This window comes from Catenibacillus scindens, assembly GCF_014202115.1.
Classification (GTDB): Bacteria; Bacillota; Clostridia; order Lachnospirales; family Lachnospiraceae; genus Catenibacillus; species Catenibacillus scindens.
In genome coordinates this window covers 315,035-335,246 of record NZ_JACHFW010000001.1, presented here as the reverse complement: position 1 = coordinate 335,246, position 20,212 = coordinate 315,035, and the positions used below count along the sequence as shown (strand labels likewise).

The 20,212-nt window shown below is 45.7% G+C and carries 16 protein-coding genes; 11 read left to right on the top strand and 5 right to left on the bottom strand.

Annotated features, from left to right (window positions below; genetic code table 11):
- Nucleotides 1-11 precede the first annotated feature (11 nt).
- Nucleotides 12-1,757, top strand: coding sequence for an NADH-dependent [FeFe] hydrogenase, group A6 (locus HNP82_RS01355; protein WP_183770621.1), 1,746 nt, complete (start codon nt 12-14; stop codon nt 1,755-1,757).
- A gap of 83 nt (nt 1,758-1,840) precedes the next feature.
- Here the strand turns inward: HNP82_RS01355 and HNP82_RS01350 are convergent, their stop codons facing one another.
- A complete protein-coding gene (locus HNP82_RS01350; RefSeq protein ID WP_183770619.1) occupies nt 1,841-2,731 on the bottom strand; it encodes a hypothetical protein in 891 nt (296 codons plus the stop codon).
- A 293-nt stretch (nt 2,732-3,024) separates the two neighbouring features.
- Here HNP82_RS01350 and HNP82_RS01345 point away from each other — a divergent pair, with 293 nt between their 5' ends.
- A complete protein-coding gene (locus HNP82_RS01345; protein WP_183770617.1) occupies nt 3,025-3,981 on the top strand; it encodes a hypothetical protein in 957 nt (318 codons plus the stop codon).
- 98 nt (nt 3,982-4,079) lie between these two features.
- On the opposite strand, the gene HNP82_RS01340 is transcribed toward HNP82_RS01345, so the two are convergent.
- Nucleotides 4,080-5,444, bottom strand: a complete 1,365-nt coding sequence (locus tag HNP82_RS01340; protein WP_183770615.1) for an MATE family efflux transporter — start codon at nt 5,442-5,444, stop codon at nt 4,080-4,082.
- A 369-nt stretch (nt 5,445-5,813) separates the two neighbouring features.
- Between HNP82_RS01340 and HNP82_RS01335 the strand changes: the two genes are divergently transcribed.
- From HNP82_RS01335 to HNP82_RS01310, 6 genes are all read left to right on the top strand, one after another.
- Nucleotides 5,814-6,818, top strand: coding sequence for a substrate-binding domain-containing protein (locus HNP82_RS01335; protein WP_183770613.1), 1,005 nt, complete (start codon nt 5,814-5,816; stop codon nt 6,816-6,818).
- Nucleotides 6,819-6,924: 106 nt separating this feature from the next.
- Entirely contained in the window at nt 6,925-7,794 is an 870-nt protein-coding gene (gene pstC / locus HNP82_RS01330; RefSeq protein ID WP_183770611.1) for a phosphate ABC transporter permease subunit PstC, read from the top strand.
- Nucleotides 7,784-8,629 carry a phosphate ABC transporter permease PstA gene (gene pstA, locus HNP82_RS01325; protein WP_183770609.1) on the top strand — a complete coding sequence of 282 codons (846 nt, stop codon included), beginning with the start codon at nt 7,784-7,786 and terminating at the stop codon, nt 8,627-8,629. The genes pstC and pstA overlap by 11 nt, the downstream gene beginning before the upstream one ends.
- Before the next feature lie 6 nt (nt 8,630-8,635).
- Nucleotides 8,636-9,388 carry a phosphate ABC transporter ATP-binding protein PstB gene (gene pstB / locus HNP82_RS01320; protein WP_183770607.1) on the top strand — a complete coding sequence of 251 codons (753 nt, stop codon included), beginning with the start codon at nt 8,636-8,638 and terminating at the stop codon, nt 9,386-9,388.
- Nucleotides 9,389-10,042, top strand: a complete 654-nt coding sequence (gene phoU, locus HNP82_RS01315; RefSeq protein WP_183770605.1) for a phosphate signaling complex protein PhoU — start codon at nt 9,389-9,391, stop codon at nt 10,040-10,042. It begins immediately after the preceding gene.
- A 200-nt stretch (nt 10,043-10,242) separates the two neighbouring features.
- On the top strand, nt 10,243-11,991 hold the full coding sequence (locus HNP82_RS01310) for a [Fe-Fe] hydrogenase large subunit C-terminal domain-containing protein (protein ID WP_183770603.1): 1,749 nt from the start codon (nt 10,243-10,245) through the stop codon (nt 11,989-11,991).
- 61 nt (nt 11,992-12,052) lie between these two features.
- Here the strand turns inward: HNP82_RS01310 and HNP82_RS01305 are convergent, their stop codons facing one another.
- Nucleotides 12,053-13,492, bottom strand: coding sequence for a TrkH family potassium uptake protein (locus HNP82_RS01305; RefSeq protein ID WP_183770595.1), 1,440 nt, complete (start codon nt 13,490-13,492; stop codon nt 12,053-12,055).
- A gap of 131 nt (nt 13,493-13,623) precedes the next feature.
- Nucleotides 13,624-14,979: a Trk system potassium transporter TrkA gene (trkA, locus tag HNP82_RS01300; protein ID WP_183770593.1), complete on the bottom strand. Its 1,356-nt coding sequence runs from the start codon at nt 14,977-14,979 to the stop codon at nt 13,624-13,626.
- A gap of 315 nt (nt 14,980-15,294) precedes the next feature.
- Here trkA and HNP82_RS01295 point away from each other — a divergent pair, with 315 nt between their 5' ends.
- Nucleotides 15,295-16,458 (top strand): SpoIIE family protein phosphatase, encoded by a 1,164-nt coding sequence (locus tag HNP82_RS01295; RefSeq protein ID WP_183770591.1) that lies wholly within the window; start codon nt 15,295-15,297, stop codon nt 16,456-16,458.
- A gap of 104 nt (nt 16,459-16,562) precedes the next feature.
- Here HNP82_RS01295 and trhA read toward each other — a convergent pair whose 3' ends face one another.
- Nucleotides 16,563-17,225 (bottom strand): PAQR family membrane homeostasis protein TrhA, encoded by a 663-nt coding sequence (trhA, locus tag HNP82_RS01290; protein ID WP_183770589.1) that lies wholly within the window; start codon nt 17,223-17,225, stop codon nt 16,563-16,565.
- Nucleotides 17,226-17,626: 401 nt separating this feature from the next.
- Between trhA and HNP82_RS01285 the strand changes: the two genes are divergently transcribed.
- Nucleotides 17,627-19,153 (top strand): DEAD/DEAH box helicase, encoded by a 1,527-nt coding sequence (locus HNP82_RS01285; RefSeq protein WP_183771239.1) that lies wholly within the window; start codon nt 17,627-17,629, stop codon nt 19,151-19,153.
- 120 nt (nt 19,154-19,273) lie between these two features.
- Nucleotides 19,274-20,194, top strand: coding sequence for a helix-turn-helix domain-containing protein (locus HNP82_RS01280; RefSeq protein WP_183770579.1), 921 nt, complete (start codon nt 19,274-19,276; stop codon nt 20,192-20,194).
- Nucleotides 20,195-20,212 lie beyond the last annotated feature (18 nt).

Below are 20,212 nucleotides of genomic sequence, written 5' to 3'. Positions count from 1 at the left end.
AGGAGTCAGACATGGAAAATGTTACAATCAAAATCAACGGTGTTCAGATCAGCGTGCCTGCCGGCTCAACCATTTTAGAAGCAGCCCGGATGGCTCACATTAAGATCCCGACACTGTGTTTTTTGAAAGAGATCAATGAAATTGGGGCATGCCGCATGTGTGTGGTGGAAGTGAAGGGAGCCAAGTCACTGGTGGCCGCCTGTGTGTATCCGGTGAGCGATGGCATGGAAGTGTGGACCAATACACAGAAAGTGCTGGATTCACGGAGAAAGACCCTTCAGCTCATCTTATCCACCCACCGGAAGGAATGTCTTTCCTGCGTGCGCAGCGGCAACTGTGAGCTTCAGCAGCTTTGCCATGAACTTAAAGTGGATGATGAAAATAAATATGCTGGAGAGATGCAGCAGTCTATGGTAGATGATTCCGCACCTCATATGATTCGGGATAACAGTAAATGTATTTTATGCCGCCGCTGTGTAGGCGTCTGTGAAAATATTCAGGGCATCGGCGTCATCGGTGCCAACGGTCGTGGATTTTCCACTTACATCGGCCAGGCTTTTGATATGGGGCTGGCCCAGACAAGCTGTGTGTCCTGCGGACAGTGTATTGCCGTATGTCCCACAGGGGCCCTCACCGAAAAAGATAGTACAGATCAGGTTTTCGCTGCCATCGCCGACCCCACAAAGCATGTGTTTGTTCAGACAGCCCCGTCTGTGAGAGCGGCTCTTGGCGAGGAATTTGGAATGCCTATCGGCACAAATGTGGAAGGGAAAATGGTTGCTGCTCTGCGCCGCCTTGGCTTTGAGAAGGTCTTTGATACGGACTTTGCCGCGGATCTGACCATTATGGAGGAAGCCCATGAGTTCCTTGACCGTGTTCAAAACGGCGGAGTGCTTCCGTTGATCACTTCCTGTTCACCGGGCTGGGTTAAGTACTGTGAGCATTATTTCCCGGACATGACAGAAAATCTGTCCTCCTGCAAATCACCCCAGCAGATGTTTGGCGCTACGTTAAAGACCTACTATGCCCAGAAGGCAGGCATTGACCCGAAAGATATTGTCAGCGTCAGTGTGATGCCCTGCACGGCCAAAAAGTTTGAAATCGGCCGGGATGACCAGGATGCCGCAGGAGTAGCGGATGTGGATATTTCCCTGACGACTCGGGAGCTGGCTCGAATGATCAAGCGGGTTGGCCTGGATTTTACAGAGCTTCCCGATGAGACTTTTGATGATCCTTTAGGGGAATCTTCAGGAGCCGGCGTCATTTTTGGAGCCACCGGCGGAGTGATGGAAGCGGCGCTGCGCACCGCTGTTGAGACTTTGACCGGAGAAAGCCTGGCATCCCTTGATTTCACAGAAGTCCGGGGGACACAGGGCATTAAGGAAGCTTCCTACAATGTAGCTGGTATGGAGATCAAAGTGGCTGTGGTCTCCGGCCTTGGCAATGCCCGCACCCTTTTAAATAAAGTAAAATCCGGTGAAGCCACCTATCATTTTATTGAGATTATGGGATGCCCCGGCGGCTGTGTCAATGGCGGTGGTCAGCCTCAGCAGCCAGCCAGCGTGCGCAACTTTACCGACATCCGGGCGCTCCGCGCGAAGGCTTTATACGATCAGGACGCGGCTATGCCAATCCGCAAATCCCACGAAAATCCGTCCATTCAGCGGCTTTATAAAGAGTTTCTCGGAGAACCTGGCAGCCATAAGGCTCACGAGATCCTTCACACCACATATGTAAAGAGAAAAGTAAATCAGTAAGTATAAAAAACCGGGCGTCCGGCTCTGTCGTGAGACAGCGTCAGACGCCCGGTTTTATGTATGGCCGTCCTGAATAGTTATAGTTACATTTCCATTGAATCGTCCTGGTGTAAAAGTTCCAGATATTTTTCCCTTTCATTGTCCGGAATCCGCAGGGCGGACATTGCCTCTTCCTTTGTCAGATTTAAAGAAGCCATAATGCTGCGGATTGCTTTTAATGTACCCTGCTCAAGACCCTGCTCAAGACCTTGCTCAAGACCTTTGGCCACAGCAGTTCTTTCAATACCTTCACTTAAATTACACATACGCCAAACCTCGCTTTCTAAAGAATACGTCATCTCTATATGAAAGTCTTCCTGAAGGATCTTTTTCTTCTCTTCCGCTTTTCGGCTGGACGAAAGGAGAACTTCCAACAGTTTCAAAATGCCGTTGTATCGTTGACCATTGGGAGATCCAAGGCAGATGATAATCACAGTAAGAAGATCATAGTTCTCTTTGGGTTCAGAAACATCTCCCACCAGTTTTTCCTCCTGAAAACAATAGCGGTTAATAGTATTTTGACGATATAAAGGCGGGGAAGAACAGATCCATATCGAATAGACCTTTTTTATTTTTTCAAAGTGAGATTTTACAAACTCAAGGCCATATTGAGATGAGATCATACGGCTGCAATAGTAGATCCCACGTTTAATCAAAGGATAACCCGGATAAAAGTTATTTTGTGCCTCAATATTGATGATCAGACGGATTGTTTCATGGGAACCGGGGGCAAGTGCATGAAAGCGAATGTCAAAAGTGACGGTGCCTTCGTTGATAGTGCTGTCTTCATTTGTATACCGAAATTCCTCAAGACAGCTTTTCATGATCCATGCCAGGATAATTTTGTTGGCAAGAAGACGTTTACAGGCAGCATCATAGGCAGATTTGTCAGCTGCGGAAGAAATACTTTGAGATAATATGTTGTCTGTTTCCATAAATAACACGCTCCTCTAAGATTGAGATTTTATATGTTATGAGTCTACAAAACAGCATCATGACTTGATAGTGTCATGGTTTTATCTTAAAGTAATTTCCTAATAAATTTTTCCGGTAGTAATGGTTTTTCTTTAGTATAGCAGAACTTGGTGGAATGTCAACGAGGGTATTCTACTAATGTTCCATTTCAAAATAAATAATGGAAAAAATAAAGATGTGCCCCCTGACACTTGCATAAATACTATACTTGTAGTAAAATATCAATATAAAGAAAGTGACAGGGAGGGATTTTATGGAAGAGAATATGACATTGTCTGGCATGGAAAGTCCTGAATGCAAGGTGGGGAAAAAGTTTTTTGGAATCTCTTTCGCTACATTTCTTCTGCTTTTTGCCCTGGTTGAAATCTTTTGCTTTTATCTGCCGGAACAAAGAGAAATTAAAAGGTTTGAAGAAGATGTGAAAAATGATCTTCAGACGGCGGTGGGGGAGATTTTTACGTGGACGGAAGAACTTCAGGACTATATGGGAAGCAGCGATTCCTTTTCCCAGGAGGATATCCAAAACTACCTTTTTGACGGTACGGGCATGTTTCAGGGACCATGGAGTATTAAAGGGATTCTCTATGCCAGTGACAGCAATGATTCCTATGGGTATTGGAATCTTGAGTCGGATATGGAAGATTCTTTCATTCTGGATTACGTTACTGATTACAGACAAAATGCGAATGACGGTCAGCGCTGGATACAACTGGATGGGGATGATGTTCAGTCCATGTACATAAATATTGCCGCAGCGCTATATGTATCCGATGATATTCAGTTTGCCAGAACAAATATGGAGCCTGCTCTGTGCGGTGTTGGTTCAGTCCATGCAGTGAACGGTTTTAAAGGTTTTGTAGCCTATGTGCCTTTGGAGGGGACAGATGAAGCGCTTATGGCTGTTATTGAAGAAAAAGCGCTGACAAATCGTCCGGTTTTTCAAAGTCTGACGGGCAAAGGATATGGCTATACGCTGTCAAAAGATGCGTCTTATTTCAGCGTTGCCCTGGCAACGGGGCCGGATTTCATGGCCAGAGAAAAAGGCGATTATGAAATTGAGCTGCCGGGATGTATATGGAATCTGAATATCTATCCATTGAAAGGCGTTTTTTCACTATACCGTATTCTCCTTGAAGTGGGGATTAGTGTTCTTGGAGCATGGGTCATTGCCTGTAAGATGGCAAAAAATATTAGACCAGCCAGAAATTAAGCAGAGACGGCGTCAAAAATAGCCGCATTTGCGGCCATAACATATAAGGATAAAAAGAGAAAGCGTTTCCCGGAAAAGGGAACGCTTTCTTTTTTACCCTATTTTTCAAAACCCCGCATCCACGATCCTTTAAGAAAATAAAAAAGGAAGATTATGGAACTCAGACTCCAGGTCAGCGGATAGGCCCAGAAAACAACATGGATATCCGGGATAAAGTGGACAGTTACAATAATATATGTAATTCGGATCACACACCAGCATAGGAGCATGATCAGCATTGGAACCGCAGCTTTTCCCGCGCCCCGAAGGATTCCCGCCACGCAGTGAGAAAAGGACAGAAGGAAGTAAAACAGGGTGACTGTCCGGGCCTGGGCCGTTCCATAGGCGATAACTTCAGGATCATTGTTAAAAGCGGAGATAAAGACAGGGGCCAGCGCGTAAATACACAGTCCGACGATCTCAGCGAGAATGACAGAACAGATGATGCCAAAACGCGCGCCTTTCTTTACGCGGTCATATTTCTGGGCGCCCAGGTTTTGGCCGATGAAAGTGGTCAGCGCCAGGGCAAAACAGGTAATGGGAAGGAATCCGAAACCTTCAATTTTTGAGTAGGCGCCGCACCCGGCCACAGCCATTTTCCCGAAGCTGTTAATATTGGACTGAACAATTACATTGGCAAAAGCAATGATGGAGTTTTGCAGCCCGGAAGGCAATCCGTAGGAAATGATCATTTTCAGGTGGCGTTTATGAAAGCGGATTTTTTTTGGCTCTACTCGATAATCTGTCTGGAGGCGCATGAGACGGTAAAGGCAAAGGAAAGCGCTGACGAACTGGGAAATGATCGTTGCCAACGCTGCGGAGCCTACACCCCATCCAAAGCCGCCGACAAATAAAAGGTCAAGGACAATATTAATAATAGAGGAAATGATCAGGTAGATCAGTGGGTGACGGCTGTCTCCCACAGACTGCATGATTCCCACAAAAATATTGTACATGACAAAAGCGATAGAGCCGCAGAAATAAATGCGGAAATAGACAACAGAATTTTTCAGAACGTCCGCAGGCGTCCCCATCCATGTCAATATCCTTGGAGCCATAACAAGGCCGATAATGGTCAGCAGGACACCGGCTACAAGTCCGAAGGCCAAATCAGTGTGAATAGCTTTGGAAAGGTTTTCTTTATCTTGGGCACCAAAATACCGGGCGATGACTACACCGGCGCCGACAGCGATGCCATTAAAAAAGCCCACAAGCAATAATATAAGACTGCCTGATGAACTGACTGCGGCCAGAGCGTCGCTGCCTAGAAAGTTTCCCACAATGAGGGAATCTGCCGTATTGTAAAGCTGCTGAAAAAGATTGCCGAAAAAAAGAGGAATGGCAAAAGTAACAATTTTTCTCCAGATCGGCCCTTGGGTCATAAGTGTGGCGCCTGAGGAGGCTGCCGAGGCTTTTGAAGCCATAATAAATCATCTCTCTCCCTTAAATAATAACAAAACATTAATTATTATATCACTTCGGATGAAGAATAAAAATCCTTTTTTTCATTATAATATATGAAGCAACAGTTCAGCCGTCAAAAATGGCGCGTGACTGACAGGCTATTGTGAAAAAAAGGAAAAGATCTTAACATGTATTTTACAAAAACTTTATAAAACTTACTGAATAAATTTTACATAGCCCTCTTATACTGTGTTTGTACTTGAGGAGAGGACATAACAGAGAGTCCGATACATAAAGTTTCTATCAGGTACAGCCGCAAAAATCTGGTAACAGTCCATACAGGCAAAGTGGACGGTTACAAAATCAGAAAAGAAGAGAGGAATTTTAAAATGAAGAAATTTATGAGTCTTGCAATGACAGGAGTTTTAGTTTTAGGTATGGCTGCATGTGGCGGTACAAGCACAGAGTCCACAGAGGCTCCGGCAACAGATGCTGCTACTACAACAGAAGCCGCTGCTACAGAGGCCGGTTCTGAGGCTTCCTCCGAAGCATCTTCAGAAGCTTCCACAGAAGCAGGTTCCGAGGCTGCTGATGCAGGTTCCACAGGGACAATGGAAGGATTCATCAACGTTATCTCCCGTGAAGATGGTTCTGGTACAAGAAGCGCTTTTATCGAACTGATGGGTATTGAGCAGAAAGATGAGAGCGGTGAAAAAGTTGACATGACACTTCCTGAAGCTCAGATCAGCAACAGCACATCCGCCGTTATGACAACAGTTGCCGGTGATACATCTGCTATTGGTTATATCTCCCTTGGTTCTCTTAATGACACTGTAAAAGCTATCAGCGTAAACGGTGTGGAGCCTACAGCAGAAAATGTAAAGAGCGGTGACTATGTTGTAAGCAGACCGTTCAATATTATCACAACAGAAAACATCAGCGAAGTTGGCCAGGATTTTGTAAACTTCATCATGAGTACAGAAGGCCAGGCTGTTGTTGAAGCGGAAGGTTATATTCCAGTAGACGGCGTTTCAGCATTTGAAGGTACACAGCCATCTGGTGATGTTACTGTAGGCGGTTCTTCTTCTGTAACACCGGTTATGGAAAAATTAGTAGAAGCTTACGCAGCAGTTAATCCTAACGCAAACATTGAAGTTCAGCAGTCCGATTCCACAACTGGCGTAACATCTACAAGCGATGGACTTTATGATATCGGTATGGCTTCCCGTGCCCTGACAGATGATGAAACAGCTTTAGGTCTTACACCGACAGTTATCGCTACAGATGGTATCGCTGTTATCGTAAACAACGAAAATCCTATCTCTGACCTTACAAGCGATCAGATCAGACAGATCTACACAGGCGAAATCGAAGATTGGTCCGAACTCAACTAATCTAAGCGACAAAAGAACATTGAAATATCCGGCAGAATAAGGCGGATGTTCATAGAGGTATCAGGCTGGAGCGAAACTTCAGCCTGAACTTTTGAGGAGAACGTTTATGAAATCGAATTATATTAGAGAAACTGTAATGAAGGTCATTTTCTTTATAGCAGCCTGTGCCTCCATTTTCGCGGTAATCCTCATTTGTGTGTTCCTGTTTGCAAATGGTATTCCCGCAATGGGTGAGATTGGTTTCTTTAAGTTCCTCCTGGGTACAGAGTGGAGACCTTCAAATGATATTTATGGAATACTTCCTATGATCCTTGGAAGTATCTATGTTACGGCAGGGGCCATTGTCATCGGTGTCCCCATCGCCCTTCTGACAGCAATTTTTCTTGCTTATTTTTGTCCTAAAAAAATTTATAAATTTTGTAAATCCGGTATCAATCTGATGGCTGGTATTCCGTCAGTTGTCTATGGTTTCTTCGGCCTTGTGCTGATGGTACCTATGATCAAATCCATATTCAATATCCGAAGCGGTTCAACAATGCTGACCGCAGCCATCCTTCTGGCCATCATGGTATTGCCGACGATCGTAGGCGTTACAGAAGCTTCTCTGGAGAGTGTGCCTCAAAGCTACTATGAAGGCGCGCTGGCTCTTGGAGCTACACATTCACAAAGTGTTTTCTTTACAATGGTGCCTGCGGCAAAATCCGGTATTGTGACAGGTGTTGTCCTTGGTATTGGCCGTGTGATCGGCGAGACAATGGCGGTAATCATGGTGGCAGGTAACCAGGCAGTCATGCCTGAAGGGTTGCTCAGCGGCGTTCGTACGATGACGGCGAATATCGTTCTGGAGATGGGTTATGCGTCCGGCCTTCACCGTGAAGCCCTCATTGCTACCGGCGTTGTACTTTTCGTATTTATTCTTATTATCAACCTTATTGTCGCAGCGTTAAAGAAAGGGGCGATTCAGCATGGAGACTAATAAAATAACAGTAACCTATAAGAAAAGCCGCTTTTCAAAATTTTTGACTGCGATTACATGGGTAGCCGCGGCAATCTCCATGGTTGTTCTTGTATTTTTAGTTTTATTTGTTCTGATCCAGGGTGTGGGAAATTTTTCTCCGGATCTTTTTGCCCTGGAGTATACCAGCGATAACGGGTCATTGATGCCAGCGCTGTTCAATACCGTCTTTATGGTTATTCTTTCACTGATCATAGCGGCGCCTCTGGGTATTTTCGCGGCCATATTCCTTGTGGAGTACTCGTCCAGCACAAATAAATTTATCACTGTGATTCGTATGACTGCGGAAACACTTTCCGGTATCCCTTCAATTGTTTACGGTCTGTTTGGTATGCTGTTTTTCTCATCAGCTCTTCACTGGGGATATTCAATGCTGTCCGGTGCCTTTACAATGGCTATTATGATTCTTCCGCTGATCATGCGTACATCTGAGGAAGCGCTTATGGCGGTACCTGATTCCTACAGAGAAGGAAGTTTTGGTTTAGGTGCAGGAAAACTGAGAACAATTTTCAGGATCATTCTTCCCAGCGCGGTTCCGGGAATTTTATCTGGTGTTATCCTTGGTATCGGACGTGTTGTAGGTGAAACTGCCGCTTTGATGTTTACTGCCGGAACTGTAGCGGATTATGCCGGTTTTCTGGATTCTGGACGTACATTGGCGCTTCATATGTATGTACTTTCCAACGAGGGCCTGCATATGGATAAAGCCTATGCAACTGCTGTTATTCTTATGGTGCTTGTTCTTGGTATTAATGCCCTGTCCGGTTTGGTGGCAAAGAAGCTTACGAAAGGATAATGAATTATGGATAAAATTACAGTTGAAAATATGAATCTTCATTATGGAGATTTTCATGCCCTGAAAAATGTTAATCTTAACATGGGCGAAAAAGAGATTACTGCCTTTATCGGCCCCAGTGGATGTGGTAAATCCACATTGCTTAAATCTCTGAACCGTATGAATGATCTTGTTCCGGGATGTAAGATTGACGGCAAGATCTGTCTGGACGGGGAAGATATTTATGATAAAAAAATGGATGTAAACCGGCTCAGAAAGAGGGTGGGTATGGTTTTCCAGAAACCTAATCCATTCCCAATGAGTATTTATGATAATATTGCCTATGGCCCCAGAACTCACGGTGTTCGCAATAAGGCCAAGCTGGATGAAATCGTAGAGAGATCCCTCCGCCAGGCAGCTATCTGGGATGAGGTGAAAGACCGTCTTAAAAAGAGCGCTCTTGGTATTTCTGGCGGTCAGCAGCAGCGTCTGTGCATTGCCAGAGCCCTTGCGGTAGAACCGGAAGTTCTTCTTATGGATGAGCCTACATCCGCCCTTGACCCGATTTCAACGTCTAAAATCGAAGACCTTGCAATCGAATTAAAAAAGGATTATACTATCGTTATCGTTACTCATAACATGCAGCAGGCTGCCCGTATTGCGGACAAAACCGCGTTTTTCCTTCTGGGTCAGATGATTGAGTACGGTAATACTGAAAAAATGTTCTCTATGCCGGAGGACCCGAGGACTGAGGACTACATTACAGGGAGGTTCGGTTAAATGCGTAAACAATATGATGAGGAGTTGGAAAATCTTCACAATCTTCTGGTTGAGATGGGGAATCTCTGTCAGGAAGCCATCTTTATGGCGGCTCATATTTTACAGGAAGAAAATCCTTCAAAAGAAGCTGTAGATGAAAAGGAAAAAGCCATTGATAAAAAAGAGCGGGAGATTGAACAGCTCTGTATGCACCTGATCCTGCGTCAGCAGCCGGTGGCCTCTGATTTAAGACGCATCGGGGCGGCTCTGAAAATGATCACGGATATGGAACGCATCGGCGATCAGGCAGCAGATATTGCGGACTTATCCCGTTTTATTTCCGGTAAAGAAAAGCAGGGCGAGAGTGAAGGTCATCTGTGGGAGATGGCTCAGGCGACAGTAAAGATGGTAACAGACAGTGTGACATCTTTTGTAAACAATGATTATGAGCTGGCTCTCCAGGTTATGAAATCAGACGATACAGTGGATACACTGTTTGAAAAAATTAAAAAAGATATTATTGATATGATCCGCACACAGCAGGTGGAAGCGGAAGGTTCTCTGGATCTTTTAATGGCTGCCAAGTACTTTGAGCGTATTGGCGATCACGCTGTGAATATTGCTGAATGGGTAGAATATTCTATTACCGGCGGTCATGAAAATAAAGAAGATTAATAACAGTTCAGCCATCAGGGATGGGCGGCCTGGCCTGCCGCTATATAAAACAGGAGATATACGGTGAGTAGATTTACCGGTGTCTCTTGTTTTTTTTGTGCCTTTATGAGAAAATAATAGTAGTTTTAGCCCGCGCTCTTTGCAAAGCCGCGTTTGCGCTGACCCGCGGCGGAAATGTAAAAAATGGAGGTTTACATAATATGAAGGTTATTGATTTTAAGCCGGCAAGCTGTAAACATTGTTACAAATGTGTCCGTTCTTGTTCAGTAAAGGCAATCCGCGTCACTAACGCCCAGGCCCAGATTATGAATGAATATTGTGTCCTGTGCGGCCACTGTCTGGAAGTCTGTCCCCAGAACGCTAAAACATTTGCCAGCGATATGGATGTGGTTAAGGTATGGCTGAAACAGGGGGATAAGGTGGTTGTTTCCCTGGCCCCTTCATATCTGGGGATACTCAAGTACCGTCAGCCGGGACAGGTGGTTGACGGTTTGAAAAAACTGGGATTTTATCAGGTTCGCGAGACGGCCGAAGGGGCTGCCTATGTCACAGCAGCATACAGCCGGCTGCTGGAAGCGGGAAAAATGAAAAATATAATTACTACTTGCTGTCCAAGCATCAATGATCTTGTGGAAAAATACTATCCTGATCTCACCCCTTACCTTGCGCCGGTCGTTTCCCCTATGGTAGCTCATGGCATGTTGATCAAAGAGCTTTGCGGGAAAAATACAAAAGTTGTTTTTATTGGTCCCTGCATCGCTAAAAAAGAAGAAGCGGAAGGGGATGTGCGTACCAGAGGCTACGTGGACGGAGTTATTACTTTTGAGGAGCTGGAACAGTGGTTTGCCGGAGAAAATATTGATTTGTGCCAGTGCGGCATACAGAAGATGGATAATCCGGATCCGAAAGTCAACCGCCTTTACCCGGTGCAAAACGGCGTGATCACATCGGTGATGAAAAATTATGAGGCGGCAGTATCCGGAGAAAATCTGCCGGGCAGAGGGGCGCAGATGTACCGGAAGATATTTGTAGACGGAATTGGCGCCTGCCGGGAATTGTTTGACGGCATGGAGCGGGGAGAATTTGAAAACTGTTTTATTGAGGCAAATATGTGTGAGGGCGGATGTATTAACGGTCCCGCAGTTAATCGTCTCCATGTTTCCAGGTTTAAGGCCAAGATGAATATGGAGCAGCAGATTGAATACGAAGATCCGGGCTATGCCCCCTTCCCGCCACAGCTTCACATAGAGAAGATGTTTTATTCCCGTGCTAATAAAGATCACATGCCTACGGAAGAACAGATCCAGGTGATCTTAAAGGCTACCGGCAAATATAATAAAGATCAGGAACTCAACTGCGGAGCCTGCGGTTATCCCACATGCCGGGACAAGGCGATCGCCGTGTTTCAGGGTAAGGCGGAGCAGGAGATGTGTCTCCCCCACGCCTATGAGAAAGCGCATTCTATGGCCAATGTAGTTATGGAGACAACCCCCAATGCTATCTTTATTCTTGACAACGATCTGAAAATCCTGGAATTTAACCGGATGGCCCAGAAGTTTTTCGGAATCAGCAAGGAGGACGCCATGAAATCTTATTTGTTTGAGATCATGGAAACTCAGGAATTTGAGGAAGTTCTTAAAGATCACCACAACATTCTCCGTCGCCGGATGGATCTGAAACAATACGGTCTTAAAACTCTTGAGACGATTGTCTATATTGAAGATATGGACGGGCTTTTATGTATTTTGCAGGATGTGAGCAAAGACGAAGAACGGCTGGAGAAGGAATATGAGAAGAAACTGCAGATGGTTGGAAGCGCCCAGGATGTCATCGACAAACAGATGATGGTGGCTCAGGAGATCGCCGGACTCCTTGGGGAGACGACGGCGGAGACGAAGATCATCCTTTCCCGGCTGGGGGATCTGATCTCGTCCGATGAGCAGGATTAAAAATAAATCGTAACTACTCAGCTATGCTGCTAAGTAGTTACGATAAATCATCCTGATAGTTTTAAAACTTTTTCCACGTATCCCTCATAAACAGGATTAGCAGAGGAAAGATTTCCAGGCGGCCGGCCAGCATGTCGATAGTCAGAACGAGGGTGGAAAAATCGGAAAAAATGCCGAAGTTGCCCGTTGGCCCCACCATTCCAAGGCCAGGCCCGATATTGTTAAAGGTGGCGGCCACAGCGGTGAAGTTGGTGACCAGGTCGGTATTGTCAATGCTGATGAGAAGCACTGAGAATGCGAAAATGAGAAAGTAGGCCACCATAAACACATTGACGGAACGAACTGTTTCATGCTCCACCACTTTGCCGTCCAACTGGATCTTTCTTACGTTTTTGGGATGGATGATCTGCTTTAACTCCTTTCCCACAGACTTAACGAGAATGATCAGGCGGGATACTTTAATGCCGCCGCCGGTGCTTCCGGCGCAGGCGCCCACAAACATAAGCATGACTAAGATCACCCGCGGGACTTCCGGCCAAAGGTCAAAATCTGTTGTGGCGTACCCGGTGGTGGTTATAATGGAAGACACCTGGAAAAAAGCATGTCTCAGAGCGGTTCCCACAGAACCATAGATGTTGGTAATAAATACAGTGATGGCCACGGTAGAGGCCGCGATAATCCCAATATACCACCGGGCTTCCTCACACTTCAGCGCCTGTATGGGACGTTTCATTAAAAACAGGAAGTATACATTAAAATTTACCCCAAAGAGCATCATAAAGACGCCGGTAACTACCTGGATATAGGGAGAGTAGCTGCCCATACTGTCATTTTTTATGCCGAAACCGCCGGTACCCGCACTTCCGAAGGTGGTACACAGGGCGTCAAATAAAGGCATATCTCCGATTAGGAGAAGAATGATCTGGACAATGGTCATAGCCATATAAATGCCATACAGAATCATTGCCGTGGTCCGGATTTTTGGAACCAGCTTACTCACTGACGGGCCAGGGCTCTCTGCCTTCATAAGGAACATCTGATAGCCGCCGTTCATGGGCAGGATCATCAGAAGAAACACAAGTACCCCCATACCGCCCAGCCAGTGAGTAAAACTGCGCCAAAACAGGACGCTGTAGGGGAGGATTTCAACATCGGACAGGATACTGGAACCTGTCGTTGTAAATCCAGACACAGTTTCAAAAACAGCGTCAACAAAATTTGGGATGCATCCGCTGATTATAAAAGGCAGCGCACCGGTGATACTTAAAATGATCCAGCTTAAAGCTACAGCCACAAATCCTTCTCTTGCAAAAAAAACCCGGTTTTTTGGTTTTTTTAGGGTCAGCACAAAGCCGATGATCCCGCAGAGGATAATGCATAAAATAAAATCCCAGACTTCATTTTCTCCGTAAATGATCGCTACGATTCCCGGAAAAAGCATGGCAAATGCCTGAAAGTTAAAAATCCATCCGAGAATATAGCGGATAATGGAATAATTCATGTCAATCGTCCTTTATGTATTTTTATAATTGATCTGCCGCAGAGGTAAAGCCTGGAGAGCAGGTTTTACCTCTGCGGCATGTAGGGGATTGTGAATAGTAACGCCGCAGGAAATAGCGGACAAAACCTTGTTTATTTTAGTATATCGTTAATATCCCGAAGGCCCTTCTGGGTGGTAACAACCATGACGGTATCTCCGGGAAGGATATAATCCTGGCCTCTTGGAATAATAATATTTCCGTTTCGGTTAATACAGCAGATCAAAAGATCGCTCTTTAAGTTCAAATCCATGAGAGGCGTCTGGGTTATGGCGCTCTCCTGGCGGATGGAAAATTCCAGCGCCTCCGCCTGGTTATTAAGGATCTTATATAAAGTCTCCACGTTGCTCCCCATGGAATTTTGCGCTCCGCGGACATACTTGATGATCTTGTTGGCCGTCAGATATTTAGGATAGATTACACTTCCAATGTCCAGCCCGCCGATAATATCGTTAAAGGCAATATGATTGACTTTGGCGACAACTTTGGCTGAAGAATGTTTCATGGCAAAGAGGGAGAGCAGAAGGTTCTCTTCATCAAAGCCTGTCAGGGAGATCACAGACTGGGCATAAGGAAGCCCTTCCTCCATAAGGAGAGACTGGTCTGTGCCGTCGCCGCAGATCACGTTGGCCTTTGGCAGAAGTTCAGACAACTGTTCACACCGGGCACGATCCAGTTCGATAATACGAACACGGATGCCCATATCCAGAAGCTGAGCGGCAAGATAATAGCCGACTTTCCCCCCGCCGATGATCAGAGCTGTTTTGACTCTGTGACTGACAACGCCGATTTTTCGAAAAAATTCCGCTGTATCTTTCGGGGAAGCCATGATTGACACACTGTCGTTATCCCGTAAAACAAAATTGCCGTTGGGGATAAAAACATCGTCCCCCCTCTCTACGCCGCATACAAGAATATTGCATTTGAGCCGGTCGGAAATATCCTGCACCGTCATATTTCCAAGGCCAAATTCCGGCTTGAGCTTAAATTTCAGAAGCTCCGCCCGGCCTTTGGCGAAGGTATCAATTTTGATGGCGGAAGGAAAACGAAGTATTTTGGCGATTTCCATAGCTGTGGTCAACTCTGGGTTAATGATCATGGAAATGCCAAGCTGGCGTTTGATAAAACTGATTTCTTTACTGTAGAGCGAATTGCGGACACGGGCAATAGTATTGCAGTGGCCGCTTTTTTTGGCGATAACGCAGCATAACAGATTCAGTTCGTCAGAACCGGTGACAGCGATGAGAAGATCGGCGTTTCTTACGCCGGCTTCCTGCTGTACATTAAAGCTGGCCCCGTTGCCTGCCAGGGTCATAACGTCATAAGTGCTGGATATGGCTTCAAGTTTGGACTCCTGTATGTCAATAATGACAATATTGTGATTTTCAGCGCTCAACTGTTCCACCAGGGTGGCGCCTACCTTGCCACATCCAATAATAATAATGTTCATAACATCCTCCACATACAGCTTCACAGATGAACGGTAAATATGTAACAGTTCAACCTGGCCGCGGCTGATGGCCAAACTGCCGCATAAATGTTCTTTTCGTGAAAAAAGACACAACCAATGGCGTGAGCCAGTGTGCCTTAAATCTTTCTGTGAGAACATATTCCTTTGTAAAATATCATTCCTATTATAGCACAGTTGAATAAATAGTAAAGGCTTCCATAAAGGTTTATACATTATTCCTATTAATTACTGTTTTTTGAGAAATTTTTATGATAAAATAGCATAAAAAGGGAGACTTTAAGGGGGAATCGTCAAGTGAAAGTCAGTACGGAGATGGCGTGGAAAAGCCTGAATAAGTATAAAGAAGAATTGTGCGGGGATAAAGTTGAGATTTTAAAAATGCCGGATTCGGATGTAGTGATTCTCGCGGACGGTATGGGAAGCGGCGTGAAGGCCAATATTCTGGCTACCCTCACATCTAAGATTCTGAGAACGATGTTTGCCTACGGAGAGCCTGTTGACAAGGCGGTTTCCACCATTGCCAAGACACTGCCTATCTGCAGTGTGCGGCAGGTAGCCTATTCAACATTTAGTATTTTGCAGATCTTTCACAACGGGGATGCTTATGTGGTGGAATTTGAGAATCCATCCTGTGTTTTTATAAGAAAGAGGGAGTTGGCCCAGATTCCATTTACTGTCAGGGAGATTGATGGTAAAAAGATCCGTGAGTGCTGGTTTAAAGTTCAGCCCGGCGATTGTTTTGTGCTGATGAGCGATGGCGCCATTTACGCCGGCGTGGGGGAAATCCTTAACTTTGGCTGGACGTGGGACAGCGTAGCGGAGTATGCGGTCAAATGTTCAAAAAAAACACTGTCGGCCTCAAGACTTACCGCCATGCTCTCTCAGGCATGTGATGATTTGTATATGCAGCGTCCTGGCGATGACACCACTGTGGCGGTGGCCCATGTGATGGAGCAGAAGGTTGTCAATATTTTTACCGGGCCGCCCAGGGATATGGACGACGATATAAAGATAATGCGGGCTTTTATGGAAAGTGACGGCAAAAAAGTGGTCTGTGGGGGGACGACAGCGAAGATTGCTTCCCGCTTTTTAAATAAGCCTATCCACAATAATATGGATGGAAGCCCGGAAGTTCCACCCACATCCTCCATTGAAGGGCTGGATCTGGTGACGGAAGGGGTACTGACCTTAAATAAAACATTACAGATGTTGAAAATTTATGCCAGCGATGAAGTGGATGGGGATTTCTTTATTGCCCTGGATGAAAATAATGGGGCTGCCCGGCTGACCCAGATGCTTATTGAAGAATGTACGGTGCTTCGCCTCTTTGTGGGGACGGCTGTGAATAATGCTCAAACCCATGTTGTTCCGGAGATCAGTGTGCGAAAAAATATTGTGGAGCAGTTAAAGGAGGCTATGGAAGCTATCGAAAAGAATGTAGAAATTTTTTACTATTAAAAAACAGACCGCCGCTGTCTGAGAAAAACAGCGGCGGTATTTTGCGGTATGACGGGTTATCGCGGTAATCGGATGGTGGAAAATTTCTTTTCCCATCCGATGGGTTAGTGGATAGGCATGGCCGCAAGCATATACATGACGATAAAGTGGCAGAAACTTCCGCCCATGACAAAGAGATGAAAAATTTCATGGGAGCCGAAATATTTATGCCGTCCGTTAAAAATCGGCAGTTTCAGGGCGTAGATGATACCGCCCACTGTATAAATAATTCCTCCGGCCAAAAGCCACAAAAAAGCGCTCCGGGGCAGGGAATGAAGTATCGTTGTAAAAGCCAGCAGACAGGTCCATCCCATACCGATATAAAGAACGGAGGATACCCATTTGGGGCAATTGACCCAGATGGCTTTAAAAATAATTCCGAGAACCGCGATGCCCCATATGAGGGCGAGCATACCAAAGCCTAAAGTTCCCCGGATAGCAATGACACACACGGGAGTGTAAGTTCCCGCAATGAGGACAAATATCATCATGTGATCCAGCTTTTTTAGTCTCTGGTTTACTTTTTTATTAATATCCAGGGAATGATAAATAGTGCTGGCGCCATATAAAGCGATCATACTGACAATAAAAATTGTCAGAGATATAATGTGGACCGGGTCCGGCGCGGAAGCAGCTTTAAGAATCAGGGGAAAAGCTGCCAAAAGTGCCATAAGCCATCCGATAAAGTGGGTAATAGCGCTGCCGGGATCTTTTGGGAAAAATTTCATATTAATCACCTTCCTCAATATCAAAGGTACCTCTGAGTTTCAGAGGATTACCATTACTATATTCTGTTTACGACAAAACTATACATAGTTTTTAAAACTAGATTGAGCATATATTAATACTACCATATATCTTTTTGAAATGCAATATGCTATCAGAGGAAAATATGTTGACTGAACTATGACAAGTGCTGTCCGAAAAACATAGGAAAAAGTGATTTGACAGACTCTGGCCCATCTGTTATGCTATACAAGTTACCCTCAGTGGTTATCAGGTGGGATATGAGTTGGATCACAGGATCGCTGAGGGATCTTTTTTGTGACTGGAAACCTATACGGAGGTAAATATTTTGAAATTTGACGAATTAGGAATTAATGAAAAAATTGTCCGCGCAGTGACAGAAATGGGATTTGAGGAGACAACTCCGATCCAGGCCAGGGCAATCCCGGTGGTTATGGAAGGCAGAGATATTATCGGCCAGGCCCAGACAGGAACGGGAAAGACTGCGGCCTTTGGCATTCCCCTTTTGGAGCGCATCGACCCTAAAGATAAGCATGTCCAGGCGATCGTATTGTGTCCTACAAGAGAACTGGCGATTCAGGTGGCAGATGAGATCCGCCGGCTGGCAAAATTTATGCACGGGATCAAAGTGATCCCTATTTATGGAGGACAGGATATTGTAAAACAGATCCGTTCCTTAAAATCCGGTGTTCAGGTAGTTATCGGAACACCGGGGCGGGTTATGGACCATATGCGCCGAAAGACGGTGAAATTTGACCATGTGACTATGGCCGTGCTGGATGAAGCAGATGAGATGCTGAACATGGGATTTCGTGATGATATCGAGACGATTCTCAAAGAAGTTCCCCATGAGCGCCAGACCGTACTGTTTTCCGCCACGATGCCCCAGCCCATTATGGATATCGCTGCCCAGTATCAGAAGGATGCCCAGTTGATCCGGGTAGTGCGCAAGGAACTGACTGTAAAAAATATTGAGCAGTATTATTTTGAAGTGCGTCCAAAATCTAAGGAAGAGGTTCTGTCGAGACTTTTGGATATTTACAATCCTCATCTGTCCATTGTTTTCTGCAATACTAAGAAACAGGTGGATGAACTTGTCACCGGCCTTCAGGGCAGGGGTTATTTTGCTGAGGGCCTTCACGGGGACATGAAACAGCAGCAAAGAGACAGGGTAATGAACGGTTTCAGAAATGGACGGACGGATATCCTTGTGGCCACCGATGTGGCTGCCAGGGGCATTGATGTGGATGACGTGGATATTGTATTTAATTATGATCTGCCCCAGGATGAGGAATATTATGTCCACCGGATTGGAAGAACCGGGCGGGCAGGCCGCATGGGACTGGCCTTTTCCTTTGTCGTAGGACGGGAAGTGTATAAACTGAAAGAGATCCAGCGCTACTGCAAGACAAAGATCATAGCGAAACCTATTCCGTCCCTCAACGACGTGGCAAGCACAAAGGCGGATATGATCTTTAAAAACCTTGGGGACATGATTGCCAGTGAAGATTTGTCCTCCTACATCTCCATGATTGAAAACCGTGTCAATGAAGAAGATTATACGGCTATGGATATTGCCGCGGCATTTCTGAAAATGTCCATGCGGGACGGTACAGATGTGGACAGCGCCATGGGAGATGATGAATTTGGCGATACCGGAGCCCAGGAAGGAATGGTTCGCCTCTTTATCAATGTGGGACGCCAGCAGAAAGCCCGGCCGGGAGATATTTTGGGAGCCATTGCCGGAGAGACCGGTATTTCCGGACGGCTCATCGGAAGCATTGATATGTATGATAAATATACTTTTGTCGAAGTCCCAAGAGAGTACGCCCAGGATGTCCTCCGGGCTATGGATCATGTGAAGATCAAAGGAAAGAGCATTAATATTGAGCCGGCTAACAGAAAATAAAAATGCAACCGCCGGTTGACAAAATTCCATCTCCTCTTGCTGGCTGTCCTCTGTAAAATATGGTATGATGATGCCAGAATAAGAACTGAAAAAGTTGAACCTATATAAAGGAGGACGGCAATGAGACTTAATGAGAAAATCATGGTGCTGAGAAAGAAAAACGGCTGGTCCCAGGAACGGCTGGCGGAGATGGTGGGTGTTTCCCGGCAGTCGGTGTCCAAATGGGAGAGCGGTAACGCCATGCCGGATCTGGATAAAATTGTAATGCTCAGTCAGATTTTTCATGTAACCACAGATTATCTGCTGAAGAACGATGAAGGGGAGTCCGATTCCAGTGACCAGGAGAAAGAAAAGGAAATGGATGATGAATCATCTGGGGATGCCCGGAACTGGCAGTGTGACAGAGACAGCGCTGGCAGCGATCCGGGCCGGGACGGAAAGGACTTCGGCCATGCCGGCGCTGACCGGGGTTACGGAGGATGGACGCCCCGCCTTGTGAGTATGAGCGAGGCATGGAGCTACCTGGATATGGTACGTCGGTGCAGTTCATGGATCGCTGCCGGTGTCACCCTGTGTATTCTCTCCCCCTGCTGCTTAATTATACTGGGGGGTCTGGCGGAATCTCAGATGACTGTCATCAGTGAGGATTTTGCCGGAGCTATAGGGGTGATGGTTCTCCTTTTGCTGGTCTTTGTGGCGGTGGTAGATTTTATTATATGTGGAATGCGCTACAGCCATTTTGACTATCTTAAAGTAGAGAACTTTATGCTGGATATGGATGCGAGTCAGAGCGTGGTTCAGGAAAAATACAGGTTTGAGCCTCGATTTACCGTAGGTATCGCTACAGGCGTGGGATTGTGTATTTTGAGTATTGTCCCAATGATGGGCGTAGCTCTTGTTAAGGAAGGTCCGGCTCAGGATCTGGCCGGATGTCTGGCCACAGTTTTTTTGCTGATGATGGCGGCAGTGGGGGTCTTTTTGTTTATCCGGGTTGGCCTTGTTTACGGAGCATTAAATTTGCTTTTACATGAAAAATCTTAAATAAAAAATACTTTAGCG

What these genes read in the sequence shown, in the direction of transcription:
- HNP82_RS01355 (WP_183770621.1), top strand. Translation starts at nt 12, where the DNA reads ATGGAAAATGTTACAATCAAAATCAACGGTGTTCAGATCAGCGTGCCT.
- HNP82_RS01350 (WP_183770619.1), bottom strand. Translation starts at nt 2,731, where the DNA reads ATGGAAACAGACAACATATTATCTCAAAGTATTTCTTCCGCAGCTGAC.
- HNP82_RS01345 (WP_183770617.1), top strand. Translation starts at nt 3,025, where the DNA reads ATGGAAGAGAATATGACATTGTCTGGCATGGAAAGTCCTGAATGCAAG.
- HNP82_RS01340 (WP_183770615.1), bottom strand. Translation starts at nt 5,444, where the DNA reads ATGGCTTCAAAAGCCTCGGCAGCCTCCTCAGGCGCCACACTTATGACC.
- HNP82_RS01335 (WP_183770613.1), top strand. Translation starts at nt 5,814, where the DNA reads ATGAAGAAATTTATGAGTCTTGCAATGACAGGAGTTTTAGTTTTAGGT.
- pstC (WP_183770611.1), top strand. Translation starts at nt 6,925, where the DNA reads ATGAAATCGAATTATATTAGAGAAACTGTAATGAAGGTCATTTTCTTT.
- pstA (WP_183770609.1), top strand. Translation starts at nt 7,784, where the DNA reads ATGGAGACTAATAAAATAACAGTAACCTATAAGAAAAGCCGCTTTTCA.
- pstB (WP_183770607.1), top strand. Translation starts at nt 8,636, where the DNA reads ATGGATAAAATTACAGTTGAAAATATGAATCTTCATTATGGAGATTTT.
- phoU (WP_183770605.1), top strand. Translation starts at nt 9,389, where the DNA reads ATGCGTAAACAATATGATGAGGAGTTGGAAAATCTTCACAATCTTCTG.
- HNP82_RS01310 (WP_183770603.1), top strand. Translation starts at nt 10,243, where the DNA reads ATGAAGGTTATTGATTTTAAGCCGGCAAGCTGTAAACATTGTTACAAA.
- HNP82_RS01305 (WP_183770595.1), bottom strand. Translation starts at nt 13,492, where the DNA reads ATGAATTATTCCATTATCCGCTATATTCTCGGATGGATTTTTAACTTT.
- trkA (WP_183770593.1), bottom strand. Translation starts at nt 14,979, where the DNA reads ATGAACATTATTATTATTGGATGTGGCAAGGTAGGCGCCACCCTGGTG.
- trhA (WP_183770589.1), bottom strand. Translation starts at nt 17,225, where the DNA reads ATGAAATTTTTCCCAAAAGATCCCGGCAGCGCTATTACCCACTTTATC.
- HNP82_RS01285 (WP_183771239.1), top strand. Translation starts at nt 17,627, where the DNA reads ATGGGATTTGAGGAGACAACTCCGATCCAGGCCAGGGCAATCCCGGTG.
- HNP82_RS01280 (WP_183770579.1), top strand. Translation starts at nt 19,274, where the DNA reads ATGAGACTTAATGAGAAAATCATGGTGCTGAGAAAGAAAAACGGCTGG.